The organism is Nocardia sp. NBC_00416, from assembly GCF_036032445.1.
Lineage (GTDB): Bacteria > Actinomycetota > Actinomycetes > Mycobacteriales > Mycobacteriaceae > Nocardia.
This window is the reverse complement of the sequence record NZ_CP107932.1, coordinates 6,521,472-6,534,111: the sequence shown is the minus strand read 5'-3', so window position 1 is coordinate 6,534,111 and position 12,640 is coordinate 6,521,472. Positions and strand designations below refer to the sequence as shown.

Here is a 12,640-nt window from a genome sequence, read left to right as displayed (position 1 = left end):
ATTCACCCGCCGTAACCGCCTCCGACAGGGTGATCCGGCACGATCGTGTTCGCGTCGGCGCGGGCGTAGTTCACCAGCGTCGGCAGCATCCAGAACAGTACCGCCGCCAGGATCGCCGACCCCGCGACGCCGAGGACCTTGGCCGGGGACAGCTTGGACTTCGCTGCCTCCGAGATCATCACCCCCATCGACACGATGGTGATGAGGATCAGGCCCGCCCAGCGGACGAAGACGAGTATGCCGTAGAGGATATTGCTGATATTGCCCATGGTGGTCGCCTCATCAGTTCTGGGTCGCCGGCGGAATCTGCACGGTCGGGGTCGGGGTACCGGTGGTGGCACCGGTCGCAGGATCGGATTTCTCCCCCTGCGGTGCGACGGCGCTGAGCGGTTCCTTCAGAGCCGGCAGCGTTTCGATCGCTCGTACCTGCCACTGCCCCTCGCCGCGGACCATGGTCAGCGGATAGGCCAGCGGTGGCGCCGCCCCCAACTGACCCTTGGGGGTCACAGTGGCCAGTACACGCGCGTCGTTGCCCGCGGCGCCGCAGGCGGAGTCCTCGGCGGTGACACTCACGGCGGTGAGTTCCGTGAACGGCGCCGGGTGCAGCGCCGCGATCCCGGAATCGACGGTCACGTATCGCGCCACATCACCCGATCCGCTCAGGTAGGCGGTGAGGAATCCGGTGGCCACCTGGGTGAACGCGGTCTCCTCGCCGCAGGGCGCCGAATAGGCCTGCGCCAGATCGGCCCCGACACCCGGCGGCGCCACCGCGGCGGGCAGGGTCAGCGCGCGCAGCGTTCCCGCCGACACCGAGACCGGCACTCGGAAGTAGTGCCGCGTCGTATCGGTCTGGCTGCGTCCGAGACGCACGGAGACGGTGACCGACCAGACCTCCACGGTCCCGGCCGTGAGCGTGCGGGTCGTGTACACAACGATCGGATCGCTGACCGGCTGTCCGGTCTTGGGCAACGAGATCTGTCGTGTCCCGTCGACATAGCGCCCCAGCGCGTCCTGCTGGCCGGAACCGGCACTCAGGTACGCGACCACGAAATCTTCGGCGAACGAACCGGCCAGGCGCTCGTGTCCGCTGATGGTCACCATCGACTCGTCGCCCGGAGGTTGGGGATCGGAGGCGAAGAAGCTGAAGACGGCGTGCCCCCCGCCCAAGACCGCGAGGACCGCGAGGACGAGCACGAGGATATTGTCCCGGCGGCGTCGCGCGGCCATCTGACGAAGCAGTGCTTCGCCCGAATCCGCACGTCCAGCCGCCCCAGTCCTCACTCTGGAAATGGTAAAGAGCGGCCCGGACCACGGGACCGAGATCCCTTCCCATATGTGGGGAATCAAGGGTCCGGAGGGCGGCTAAGTGATCGAGCCGATCAGGATACGGCGCTGTGCCGCAACCGCCCCGCCAGCCGGTACCGGAGCTGATCGTCGTATCCGATCGGCGCCCCGGGCGCCGCCAGATCCGTCGGCTCCGGCTCCACCATGGGGATATCGTCGGCCACCCGCACCAGTTGCGCGATGGCCAGCTCCCGGTTGGAGAACCCGGGGTAGGGATACATCAACAACGAGGTCTGCGTGTAGCCGCCGCCATAGTTCAATGCCCGCACCGTCACCCCGGCGCTGTCCCCGCCGCGGACCCGGGAGCCGAGTTCCACCAACCGGACCCGATCATCGGGGTGGAAGACATCGACCGGGCGGAACAGGTAGTCCCACCGGATCCAGGGCGCCGGGTCGGTGAGCCAGTGGGAGATGCTGGTGTGGGCGAGTTGTACGACCGCGAGATGATTGCCCGCCCGCCGGTGCGCCTCCCGCAGTCCGACGCTCTCCAGCGTCGGCCAGACCGCCGGATCGTTCTCGGAGGTGATGTCCTCTATGAGCCACCAGGCGCCGCGTAAGTATTCGTCGTCGCGCGCTCGCACCGTGATCCGCCAGCGGGTGGCGCGGCCGGCGGTACGCAGCACGGAGACCTCGAACTGGAGCTTGTCGCCGGGTACGGGGCGGTAGAGCAGATCCAGCACTTCCGCGTGCCGGTCGAAGGCCGAGACCCGGTGGAAGAATTCCGCGATGGACATCCGCGGTACGTATTCCTCGGGCGCGATACCCGACAGTGTGGTGATTCCGCTGGGCTGCGCCAGGGTCTGACTGTCCAGGTCCCAGATCACCCCGACCGCCGCGGGCAACGGCGGGACCGGCCCTTTCTCCGGTCCGGCCCACCAGCGCACCGCGTGCACCTCGCCGCCCGGACCGAATACGGGACGCACCATCAACCGGTGCGGACCCGACCGGGTCGCGACGGTTTTGTCCACGTCGACCGAACCCTCGATGGAGGTGCGGAGAGCCTCGGTGATCTCGCCGGTGCTCAGACCGTCGTACAGTGCCGGCGTACGGGCCAGCTGTCGCTGCAGCACGCGCCGCCAGTCGGCGAACTCACGGGCGGAATCCCCGACCGAAGCGACCGAGAATCCTTCCGGCGCCAAAGTTTCGACCGTCACCCAGGGGATCACTGCGCCCTCTCATCGCCTGCGTCCTACCGTTGCGCGGCGTATGCCTCAAACGAGACAACGGCCGCAGAACATAATGTACCGTTGCGCAGCGGTACGTTCAACAGTGGACTCTGAGCGAAACGCGAACAATCGCCTCGGCAACCCGGCGCCACGGAAACCCCCGTTGACCGAGTCCGGAACGACCCGGCAGGGTGATTCTACGGAAATCATTGGCAACACGACCGATTCGGGTCCCGGATCCGCGACCGGCACCGGGTATCACCCCTGCGCCGACCGGCCACCGAGCGCGCGAAGTGATATCGCTAATCCTTGGCAAATCATCCGATGACGATCGGAACAGGCGCCCTCCGCGCGCCGGGCGGAGGGCGGGGAAGCCCGGACAGAACCGCCGGAGCTCAGCCTTCCTGCGAGATCAGCGCGATAACGCCGGCGCCGGCGAGCAGGCCCAGATCCTCGAGATCCGAGGGCACCGCGCGCAATCCCGTCAGAACCGGCAACCGCGCGTGTAGCGCGATCGCATTCTGCAGCGGCTTCCATATCGCCGATCCCGGGGCGGCGATCGGACCACCGATCACGGCCCGGTCGAAATCCAGCAGTGCCGCGACCGAAGCGATGGCCCGGCCCAGCGCTGTTCCGGCGCGTTCGAGCGCCGACACCGCGATCCGGTCCCCCGCCTGCGCGTCGGCAGCCAGGGCTTCGACCGAATTCCCGCCCCAGCCCTGGCCCCGGGCCCATTTCGTCAGTGCCGCACCACCGGCCACCGCCTCCAGACAGCCGCGACCGCCACACGGGCAGGGGTCGTCATAGCCCGGGACCAGCACGTGACCGATCTGGCCGGCATTGCCGGTACGCCCGACCACCGCGAACCCACCGACCATGACGCCGCCGACAATGGTTTCCCCGACATATATCGACAGCGAGTCCATGACTTCGGTGGTGCCGCCGAAATGCCTTTCGGCCAGCGACAGACACACCCCGTCGAGAGCCAGCGCCACCGACGCAGCCGGAAACAGCTGCTCTATCGACTCCACCAGCGGGAAGCCGACCTGCCATTCCCCGATCTCCTGGGGCGCCACCACTCCGGCCGACATATCGATGGGACCGCTGGAAGCGATCCCGACTGCGGCGACCTCACGGCCCGCGGCGATACCGAGCGCCAACTCGCGCAACTGGTCCCACGCGCCGGTCTGCGGAACCGGTATCTGCTGGAGTTGATCGGACCCGACGTCGTCGGCGATCTCGATCGCGGCGAACCGGGTCGGACCGATCTCCAACGCCAGGATTGTCATCTACACCACCAGAGTTAGATCCGCATTTGCCCCCGCAGCATAGTCAGACCGCGGCGGATTCGGTCGGCTGGAGCGGGCGCCCCAGCACGATATGTCGTTTGGGCGCACCGGCGACCGCTGCGCCGTGCGTCGGACGCGGGCCGTTGCGGATGATGCGCATCGGGCGTTTGTGGTCGATCGGCACCGTGCGGTGACGATCGAGGTTCTCGATGATGTTGCCCGAGTTGTCGTAGGCGACGCCCGCCCAGATCATGGCGCGCGGAGCATCGCCGCGCGCGATGAGTGTCTGCGCCAGCCGGTCGCACTGCTCGAAGAGCGGGCATCCATAGCAAATGCGCACTGCTGAATGCCAAGCCTCCGGCGTGCCGGAATCCAGATCCCAGCTGTCGGGCACCTCGGCGCACGGGGGCCGCTGCGCCGATTTCGCGGGCGCGGGCAGCGCCGGCGCGGGCGGCCGGGCAGGAGTGGTGGCGCGGGATGGAACCACGCTCAGGGTACGAATTCGCATTGCGCTCATGGCCGTCTCCGGAACTGCCGAGGGCACGCCGGTGGAACCGGTACGTGTCCCGTTGGTCGGGCGGATCGTCAGGGCTGCTCAACAGTCCCCGGAAACCAGCTGAATGTCAGCTGCATCACGCACGTTAAAGCACGACCGGCCCTCTAGGCAAGGCCTCATGCCGTTAAGTAACGGGACGTTGACATGTTTTTCACATCTTCTAGCCGCTGCTCAGCGGTTCGTTTAGTTACGGACCGTTTATCTACGGGCCTGATTATGGTTTCCTATAGGTATGGCTGGCGAATCCGAGTACACGATCGACGAGCTGGCGCGGGCTGCCGAGACCACCGTGCGCAGCGTCCGCGTGTACCACGAGCGTGGGCTGCTGCCCTCGCCCGATGTCCGTGGTCGGATCGGTTACTACGGGTCGGACCACCTCAATCGGTTGCAGACCATCAGCCGCTTGCTCGGCCGCGGGATGAAACTGAACGGCATCCGGGAGCTGCTCTCCGCCTGGGACCGCGGCGACGGGCTCGGGGATGTCCTCGGCGTCACCGACCAGACCATGAGCGTCTCTCGGCCGGCTCCGTCCGGCCCGCCGCAACCCGAGCCGGAAGAACCGGTCCACGAACTACCCGACTACCTCCAGCAGGCGCTGGCCGCCAGCGACGACCCCTTCGACGTCTACCGGGTCACCAATCCGCGCTGCAGCGATCTGGCCACCCGGCTCTCCGACGCAGGTCTGCCCGCCGCCGCCACCTTCCACATGGTGGAACGACTGCGCGCGGACTGCGACCGCATCGCCGACCGCTACGCGGCCGAGATCTTCTACGTACTGGCCGGCCAGTCCTACGAGCAGTCCGAACGAAACCCCAAGGACCGCACCAAACTGGAAACCGATCTGGCCATCGCCCGGCTCATCGTCACGCGGGCCGCCTCCGAACTGGTCGACCAGGCTTTCGGCCGGCGTGCCGAACTCCCCACACCGGAGGTGGAGATCGCCCGTCCCCGTCCCGGGCAGCAGAGTGCGGCAGCCACCAATGGGAAACAACCGACACGCTCTCATATATGAGGCCGGACGCGGTCGACTCCGCAACGTCCGCGAGAACGACTGTCGGGGTGACAGGATTTGAACCTGCGACCACCCGCTCCCAAAGCGGGTGCGCTACCAAGCTGCGCCACACCCCGTACTGGCCCCCGAAGGGGAGAATTACCGGTCTGGAGCGGGTGACGGGAATCGAACCCGCACCATCAGCTTGGAAGGCTGAGGTTCTACCATTGAACTACACCCGCATGCATACGGCACCGATGGGATCGCCACGATGTCGTGTGCACAGCGACTCTACCCAATCCCGGTTTGTTTTCGCCAATCAGCCCCCGCGCGCGGGTCGGTACCCGCCGCCGCGGCCGCCGGCGGCGCGACCGATATCGACCCGCCGGCCGCAGCGACCCCGGGCCCGGGTCGAGGACGCGCCGCCGGACCGGCAGGGAAGAGTCATCGGATCTTTCGCCAAAACTGTGTAACGCAGAAAGATTCGCGACGATAGGCCAGGGATTGCTGTTGTTCCGGGGCCCGAGAACTTGTTGCAGAACGCAGGTCGTCGGGCTCCACCATCTTGCTACGATCTTCTTGCCGGACGGGGTATCTGGAAAGGGGGCGGTGGCGTGCACCCGACAAGGTGGACCATCCGCACAGCAGTGCGACAGAGCCGGCCCAGCCCGGCGTACACACCGTGGGCCGATGCCCGCGGTGCCGGCTCCACCGTCGTCGGTGGGTCGCCATGACCGCTGAGAGTCGGCCACCGGTACGTTCCACCGCCCGGGAATGGGCGTTGGCCGCCGGTGCGCAATACGACGCGGATATCACCGCGGCGGAGATCGAACCCGTTCTCGTCGAAATCCTCGAACAACTACTCGACCTCACCATTTCCGATCCCTTTCCGATCCGTGCCGCGCGCCGGCTCGGGGCCCGGCTCTGCGCCGAGCCGCTGCACCAGGTACGGATGCTGGCACTGGTGACGCGGACCCTGCTGGGATTTCCGGCCGGTCCACGCGGATCGCTGGTGGCTACGCAGTGGCCGCTGGTAGCCAGTCAGGCCATCGACAGCTACGCCCAGGCACTGCAGGAGCTGGCCCTGGCCCGGCAGAAGAAGAACTTCTCCGACGAAGCCACGCAGCGGGTCCGCGAATTCGCCGCGCTGCAGCAGCGGCTGGAGCACGAGGCCACCCACGACGCCCTGACGGGGCTGGCCAACCGCACCCTGCTGCGCAAGCGGGTGCGCATGATGGCCGAACACTCGGAGCGGGGTGTGGGCCTGCTGGTGGTGGACCTGGACCGGTTCAAGCAGATCAATGACAGCTACGGTCACGCGGTGGGCGACGAGGTACTCGTCGAGCTGGCGAAACGGCTACGTGAGGTGGCGCCGACCGGAGCGGTGGTGTGCCGCTACGGCGGGGACGAGTTCGTCCTGGCGGCCGGTATGGCGGACAACTCGGTGGCCGAACTCGCCCACGACATCGTGATCGCCCTGAACGATTCCGTATGGTCCTCGGCCGGACCGGTACCGGTATCGGCCAGTGTCGGCACAACCTACGCGCCGCCGGAAGACCGCAGCGAACTCGCGGAACTGCTCCGCCGCGCCGACCAGGCGATGTACTCGGCGAAAACCGCCGGCGGGCACCGCTATGCCGGGGCGGAGACCTGCGCCACCGTCGTCGAGGCCGTCGACGCGGCCGTCGCCGGCTGAGCGGGACGGCTCAGGCCGGCTGGCACCGCGCGCACCAGAACAGGTTCCGGCCCTCCAGCACTGTGTGCCGCACCGGTTCGGCGCAGCACCGGCATGCTTCGCCGGCCCGCCGATAGACATATGTGCGCGGCCGGTCCGGGGCGTAGGACGGCGCGCCGTGATCGTGTTCGGGCCGCACCACGTGCATCTTTCCCCGACGGACACCCACCCGCATGAGGTCGACCAGATCGGCCCACAACGCCGACCATTCGGCGGCGGTGACTTCGCGCCCCGGCCGGTCCGGCGAGATCCCGTGCCGGAAGAGCACTTCCGCGCGGTAGACATTGCCGACCCCGGCGATCGCCCGCTGATCCAGGAGCAGGGACCCGATCGTGCGCCGCGAACGGCGGATCCGCTCCCACGCCCGATCCGGGTCGGCATCCGGCCGCAGCGGGTCGGGGCCGAGGCGGGCGACGAGCGCCGTCACCTCCGGCGGCGTCAAGACCTCACAGGCAGTGGGACCACGCAGATCGGTGCCGAATCCGCCACCGTCGCGGCCGGTTCCCGCGAGTCGCATCCGCACCTGCCCCACCGGCTCGGGCATCGGCAGCTCCGATTCGGTGAATGTGCCGTACAACCCGAGATGGACATGGACGAAGATCTCGCCCTCGTATTCGTGCAGCAGATGTTTGCCCCACGCCTCGGACCGCAGCAGGATCCGCCCGTCCACCCGGGCGGCGCCCGCCTCGAACTTTCCCTGCGGACTCGACGCCCGCACCACCGCGCCGGCCAGTCGCTGTTCGTGCCGACGGGCCAGACGATGCAGGGTATGACCTTCCGGCACCGGATCCCCGCCTGCCGATGGATCAGTTGGCGGGCAGCGCGGGCGGTTCGCCGGTCTTCTCGTAGGTCGCGAGGATATCGATCCGCCGCTGGTGGCGCTCCTCGTCCGACCACGGGGTCTCCAGGAACGCGTCGACGATCGCCAGCGCCTCGTCCCGGGAATGCATCCGGCCACCGATACCGATGAGCTGCGCGTTGTTGTGCTGACGCGCCAGCTGGGCGGTTTCGACGCTCCAGGCCAGGGCGCACCGCGCGCCGGGGACCTTGTTGGCGGCGATCTGCTCGCCGTTACCGCTACCCCCGAACACCAGTCCCAGACTGCCCGGGTCGGCGACGGTACGCCGGGCCGCCTCGATGCAGAAGGCGGGATAGTCGTCCAGCGCGTCGTAGACCAGGGCGCCACAGTCGACGACCTCGTGACCGGCCTGCTTCAGATGGTCCTTGACGGCGTTCTTCAGTTCGAAACCAGCGTGATCGGCACCGAGGTATACGCGCATGGCTGCGATTCTGTCAGGCCCCCGACCGGGCGGTGACGCCGGGCGGCGTCACCACGGGACTGCATAGAGTCGTGGTATGCAGCCGCACGACCCTCAGCAGCCGTCCGGACCCGGCCCCGGCGCCGCCTGGTCCGCGAATCCGCCGGAGCCCGGGCCCTACCCGTGGCTCACCGACCATCCCGCGTCCCCGGTTCCGATGTCGGGCGGATATCCCGCGCCGCCGGTTCCGCCGCACGAGCCCCGGGGTTTATCGCCGTTCGGTATGCCCGCCCGGCACAGCTGGGAGATCCCGCTGCTGGTGGTGGTCGTCCTGCTCACCACGGTCGCGTACGTACTGGCGTTCCTGCTGCTGTTCCTCGGCGCGGTCAACCAGTACGTGCTCATCCTGGTGGCGGCGCCGCTGCTGATCTGGTTCGGCCGTGGCATCAACTTCTCGTCACAGCGGGTGAACGGGGTGAAGATGTCACCGTCACAGTTCCCCGACGGGTATCGGATGGTGCAGGAAGCGGCGGCCCGGTTCGGGATGGCCAGTGCGCCGGACGCCTACGTCGTACTGGGCAACGGGCAGATCAATGCCTTCGCGTCCGGTCACGGTTTCCGGCGGTATGTGGTGGTGTACAGCGATCTGTTCGAGATCAGCGGGGCTGCCCGGGAACCCGACGCGCTGGCCTTCATCATCGGGCACGAGGTCGGGCACATCGCGGCGGGGCACACGTCGTATTGGCGGCAGCTCGGAATGTTCCTGGTGCCGTTCCTGCCGATCCTGGGCAACTCGCTGATCCGCTCGCAGGAGTACACCGCCGATAACCACGGTTACTGCCACCGGCCACAGGGCGCACCGGCGGCGATGGGCACCCTGGCTGCCGGCAAGTACCTGAACGCCGTGGTGGGATTCGACGAGATGGCCGACCGGGCGGCCCAGGAGCGCGGCTTCTTCGTCTGGATGGTCAACGCCATGTCGTCGCATCCGGTGCTGACCTGGCGAATGTGGGCGCTGCGCGATCGCAGCAGGCACGGGAGGCTGTTCTGGCGGCCGAATCCGGTCCCGCCGCGGTTCGGCCCGATGCCGGGTCACCCGCCCGCGCCCGGCCCGGGTGGGGAAGCGGTCGCCCTGTCGAAGACCCCGCTCTGATCCGCCGAGTGGTTCCGGATTCCCGGCGGGAACCCGGAACCACGGCGCTCAGTCGAATTCCGGATTCTCGTCGCGGGTGCGCTTGAGCTCGAAGAAGTGCGGGTAGGCGGCCAGCGTCACCACGGCGTCCCACAATTTGCCCGCTTCCTCACCGCGCGGAATACGCGAGAGCACCGGGCCGAAGAACGCGACACCGTTGACATGGATGGTCGGAGTGCCGACATCGGGCCCCACCTTGTCCATCCCCGCGTGGTGGCTGGTGCGCAGGGCCTCGTCGTAGTCGGCGCTCTCGGATGCCGCCGCCAGTTCGGCCGGCAGCCCGATCTCGGCGAGCGCGTCGGCGACGATCGCGGCGGACGTGGCCTTGGCGTCGTCTTCTCGTTCGAACTCGGCCCGGCGGTTGTGGAACCGGGTGCCCAGCGCGGTGTAGAGCGACGGCAGGATCTCCTCGCCGTGCTGCTGCGCGGCCGCGATCGCCACCCGCACCGGCCCCCAGGCGTTCGCCATGAGCGCTTCGTACTGCGGTGGCAGGTCGCGGCCCTCGTTGAGCACCGCCAGGCTCATGACGTGGAAACGGGCCTCGATATCGCGGACCTCGGCGACCTCGAGGATCCACCGGGAGGTGATCCAGCACCACGGGCACAGTGGGTCGAACCAGAATTCGGCAAGGTCTTTCTGCTGGGCCGAGTCGGTCACGAATCGTTCCTCTCCGTAGGGCGTCGGCGGGCGCCGCCCACCGCCATGGTCGCGCCGCGCCGCCGTTCCGGGCCGATACGCACACGCGGTTGTCCTGAGCGCCCGTGCGACACCGGCTCCGGCGGCCGAGCGGCCACCTCTTCCCGGCGCCGCACGCGGTCGCTGTTACGACCAACCGCCGCCGGGGGGTTTTCGTTCCCCGGCCCGCCCGATCCGCGGTCCCCGCCTCAGTAGGCTGACGGGAGGAGTTCGGATCGTCGCTGGAGCAACCCACCACAAGGGAGTGTCAGCTATGACATCTGCGCAACATTTCGTCATCGTCGGCGCCGGCCTGGCCGGGGCGAAGCTCGCACAAGCGTTGCGGGACAACGATTTCGCGGGACACGTGACCCTGATCGGTGCGGAGGACCGGCTACCGTACGAGCGGCCGCCGCTGTCCAAGGAGCATCTCGCCGGAAAGAAGTCGATCGAGGAGTTCACCGTCGAAACCGCGGCCTGGTATCGCGACCACAATGTGGACCTGAGGCTGGGCACGGAGGTCACCGCGATCGATCGGGGTGCCCGGACCGTGGGCCTGCCCGACGGCTCGCGGCTGGAATACGACAAACTCGCGCTGGCGACCGGCGCCGCCTCACGCACCCTGCCGATCCCCGGCGCCGACGCCGAGGGCGTGTACGCCCTGCGCACCCTGGCCGAATCGGATGCGCTGATCGAACTGTTCCGCACCGCGCGACGGCTGGTGGTGATCGGCGCCGGCTGGATCGGCCTGGAGGTCACGGCGGCGGCACGCGCGGCCGGGGTGGAGGTGACCGTCGTCGAATCGGCGTCCGCACCGCTGCTGGGTGCACTCGGCCCGGAAATGGGGGCGGTGTTCACCGAACTCCACCGCGAACACGGGGTCGAGTTTCGGTTCGGGGCGCAAGTTCAACAGATCACCACCGCCGCGGGCCGCGTGAACGGGGTCCGGCTGGAGGACGGCACCTTGTTCGAGGCGGATGCGGTCCTGGTCGCGGTCGGGGCACAACCGAATCTCGCCATCGCCCGATCGGCGGGTCTGCTGCTCGGTAGCGGCGTACTCGTCGATGCCGGGCTCACCAGCAGCGACCCCGATATCGTCGCGGTCGGCGATATCGCCGAACAGGACCATCCGGTGCTCCGGCGCCGGATCCGGGTGGAGCATTGGGCGAATGCCCTCAACCAGCCCGCGGTCGCCGCCGCGACCATGCTCGGCCGGGCCGCCTCCTACGACCGGCTCCCCTATTTCTTCACCGACCAGTACGACCTGGGCATGGAGTACACGGGTTACGCGGCGCCCGGGGACTACGAGCAAGTGGTGGTCCGCGGCGATCGGGCCGGCCGGGAGTTCGTGGCGTTCTGGCTGGACTCCCGGCAGCGCGTGCTGGCGGGGATGAATGTGAACGTCTGGGATGTCGGCGATCGGATCCAGGAGTTGATCCGTTCCGGCGACCCGGTCGATCCGGCCCGGCTGGCCGACACCTCGGCGCCACTATGAGCCGCGACCACCGCACACTGCGCGCAGCCCCGCACGTGACTTCCGGCGATACCGCCGGAAGTCACGTGATCACCAGGTGCGGCCGGTGATCAGCTCGTAGGCCTCGACATACTTGCCCCGGGTGGCCGACACGATATCGGCCGGAATCCGCGGGCCGGGCGGTTCCTTGTCCCAGCCCGTGGAGGTCGCCCAATCGCGGACGAACTGTTTGTCGAAGGACCGCTGCGGACGGCCCGGTTCCCATTCGGCGGCGGGCCAGAAGCGCGACGAGTCGGAGGTCAGGAGTTCGTCCCCGAGGGTGAGGACCTCACCGTCCCAGCCGAACTCGACCTTGGTGTCGGCAATGATCACCCCCCGGTCGGCGGCGTGCGCCGCACCGCGGGTGTACAGCTCCAGCGTGCGGTCACGGAGCTGCCCGGCGACCGTGGCGCCTTCCTGCGCGACCACCTCGTCGAACGTCATGGGCTCGTCGTGGCCGGTATCGGACAGCTTGGTGGTCGGGGTGAAGATCGGTTCCGGGAGTTTGTCACCTTCGCGCAGGCCGTCGGGAAGACGGATTCCGGAAACGGCGCCGGTGCGCTGATAGTCCTTCCACCCCGACCCCACCAGATAGCCCCGGGCCACACACTCCACCAGCACCATCTTCAGTGGCTTCACCCGCACCGCCCGGCCCGCGAACTCCGGCGGAACATCCGTGGTGGACACCAGGTGGTTGGGGATATCGGCGAAGAAATCGAACCACCAGTTGGACAACTGGGTCAGCAGGGCGCCCTTGTCCGGAATCGGGGTCGGCAGCGAAACGTCGTACACCGATACCCGGTCCGAGGCGACCAGGAGCAGCGTGTCACCGTCGGTGTAGAGGTCGCGCACCTTCCCGGCGTGCACATGCTTCACGTTATCGCTCCGATCCTGGTCGAGTGGCCGGCGAGGTCGTCTCC

General features: G+C 68.2%; 13 protein-coding genes and 2 tRNA genes. 4 read left to right on the top strand and 11 right to left on the bottom strand.

From position 1 onward, the window contains the following. Positions 1–2: 2 nt before the first annotated feature. The 5 genes from OG804_RS28420 to OG804_RS28400 form a co-directional block, all read right to left on the bottom strand. Entirely contained in the window at positions 3–269 is a 267-nt protein-coding gene (locus OG804_RS28420) for a hypothetical protein (RefSeq protein ID WP_328391683.1), read from the bottom strand. Between the two features lie 13 nt (positions 270–282). After that, positions 283–1,281 (bottom strand): conjugal transfer protein, encoded by a 999-nt coding sequence (locus OG804_RS28415; protein WP_328391681.1) that lies wholly within the window; start codon positions 1,279–1,281, stop codon positions 283–285. A 98-nt stretch (positions 1,282–1,379) separates the two neighbouring features. Continuing rightward, positions 1,380–2,498 (bottom strand): GAF domain-containing protein, encoded by a 1,119-nt coding sequence (locus OG804_RS28410; RefSeq protein ID WP_328391679.1) that lies wholly within the window; start codon positions 2,496–2,498, stop codon positions 1,380–1,382. A 407-nt stretch (positions 2,499–2,905) separates the two neighbouring features. Next, positions 2,906–3,799 (bottom strand): ROK family protein, encoded by an 894-nt coding sequence (locus OG804_RS28405; protein WP_328391677.1) that lies wholly within the window; start codon positions 3,797–3,799, stop codon positions 2,906–2,908. A gap of 43 nt (positions 3,800–3,842) precedes the next feature. Beyond that, positions 3,843–4,307, bottom strand: a complete 465-nt coding sequence (locus OG804_RS28400) for a hypothetical protein (RefSeq protein WP_328391675.1) — start codon at positions 4,305–4,307, stop codon at positions 3,843–3,845. Positions 4,308–4,587: 280 nt separating this feature from the next. Between OG804_RS28400 and OG804_RS28395 the strand changes: the two genes are divergently transcribed. Further along, a complete protein-coding gene (locus OG804_RS28395; RefSeq protein WP_328391673.1) occupies positions 4,588–5,367 on the top strand; it encodes a MerR family transcriptional regulator in 780 nt (259 codons plus the stop codon). A gap of 42 nt (positions 5,368–5,409) precedes the next feature. Here OG804_RS28395 and OG804_RS28390 read toward each other — a convergent pair. Then, a tRNA-Pro gene (locus OG804_RS28390) sits at positions 5,410–5,483 on the bottom strand. Positions 5,484–5,514: 31 nt separating this feature from the next. Continuing rightward, positions 5,515–5,588: transfer RNA gene (locus OG804_RS28385), tRNA-Gly, on the bottom strand. Positions 5,589–6,076: 488 nt separating this feature from the next. Here OG804_RS28385 and OG804_RS28380 point away from each other — a divergent pair. Then, positions 6,077–7,042: a diguanylate cyclase domain-containing protein gene (locus OG804_RS28380; RefSeq protein ID WP_328391671.1), complete on the top strand. Its 966-nt coding sequence runs from the start codon at positions 6,077–6,079 to the stop codon at positions 7,040–7,042. Between the two features lie 10 nt (positions 7,043–7,052). Here OG804_RS28380 and OG804_RS28375 read toward each other — a convergent pair whose 3' ends face one another. Further along, positions 7,053–7,865, bottom strand: coding sequence for an Fpg/Nei family DNA glycosylase (locus OG804_RS28375; RefSeq protein ID WP_328391669.1), 813 nt, complete (start codon positions 7,863–7,865; stop codon positions 7,053–7,055). Between the two features lie 22 nt (positions 7,866–7,887). Further along, positions 7,888–8,361, bottom strand: a complete 474-nt coding sequence (locus OG804_RS28370; protein WP_328391667.1) for a ribose-5-phosphate isomerase — start codon at positions 8,359–8,361, stop codon at positions 7,888–7,890. 76 nt (positions 8,362–8,437) lie between these two features. On the opposite strand from OG804_RS28370, the gene OG804_RS28365 reads away from it, so the two are divergent. Continuing rightward, positions 8,438–9,493 (top strand): M48 family metallopeptidase, encoded by a 1,056-nt coding sequence (locus OG804_RS28365; RefSeq protein ID WP_442941653.1) that lies wholly within the window; start codon positions 8,438–8,440, stop codon positions 9,491–9,493. A gap of 48 nt (positions 9,494–9,541) precedes the next feature. On the opposite strand, the gene OG804_RS28360 is transcribed toward OG804_RS28365, so the two are convergent. Further along, positions 9,542–10,189 carry a mycothiol-dependent nitroreductase Rv2466c family protein gene (locus OG804_RS28360; protein WP_328391665.1) on the bottom strand — a complete coding sequence of 216 codons (648 nt, stop codon included), beginning with the start codon at positions 10,187–10,189 and terminating at the stop codon, positions 9,542–9,544. Positions 10,190–10,481: 292 nt separating this feature from the next. On the opposite strand from OG804_RS28360, the gene OG804_RS28355 reads away from it, so the two are divergent. Further along, positions 10,482–11,702 carry an NAD(P)/FAD-dependent oxidoreductase gene (locus OG804_RS28355; protein ID WP_328391663.1) on the top strand — a complete coding sequence of 407 codons (1,221 nt, stop codon included), beginning with the start codon at positions 10,482–10,484 and terminating at the stop codon, positions 11,700–11,702. A gap of 69 nt (positions 11,703–11,771) precedes the next feature. Here OG804_RS28355 and OG804_RS28350 read toward each other — a convergent pair whose 3' ends face one another. Next, positions 11,772–12,596 (bottom strand): phosphoribosylaminoimidazolesuccinocarboxamide synthase, encoded by an 825-nt coding sequence (locus OG804_RS28350; RefSeq protein WP_328391661.1) that lies wholly within the window; start codon positions 12,594–12,596, stop codon positions 11,772–11,774. Between the last annotated feature and the right edge of the window lie 44 nt (positions 12,597–12,640).

Bases quoted from the DNA above. Each gene is read 5' to 3' on its own strand.
- OG804_RS28420 (WP_328391683.1), bottom strand. From the start codon at position 269: ATGGGCAATATCAGCAATATCCTCTACGGCATACTCGTCTTCGTCCGC.
- OG804_RS28405 (WP_328391677.1), bottom strand. From the start codon at position 3,799: ATGACAATCCTGGCGTTGGAGATCGGTCCGACCCGGTTCGCCGCGATC.
- OG804_RS28400 (WP_328391675.1), bottom strand. From the start codon at position 4,307: ATGCGAATTCGTACCCTGAGCGTGGTTCCATCCCGCGCCACCACTCCT.
- OG804_RS28395 (WP_328391673.1), top strand. From the start codon at position 4,588: ATGGCTGGCGAATCCGAGTACACGATCGACGAGCTGGCGCGGGCTGCC.
- OG804_RS28380 (WP_328391671.1), top strand. From the start codon at position 6,077: ATGACCGCTGAGAGTCGGCCACCGGTACGTTCCACCGCCCGGGAATGG.
- OG804_RS28370 (WP_328391667.1), bottom strand. From the start codon at position 8,361: ATGCGCGTATACCTCGGTGCCGATCACGCTGGTTTCGAACTGAAGAAC.
- OG804_RS28365 (WP_442941653.1), top strand. From the start codon at position 8,438: ATGCAGCCGCACGACCCTCAGCAGCCGTCCGGACCCGGCCCCGGCGCC.
- OG804_RS28355 (WP_328391663.1), top strand. From the start codon at position 10,482: ATGACATCTGCGCAACATTTCGTCATCGTCGGCGCCGGCCTGGCCGGG.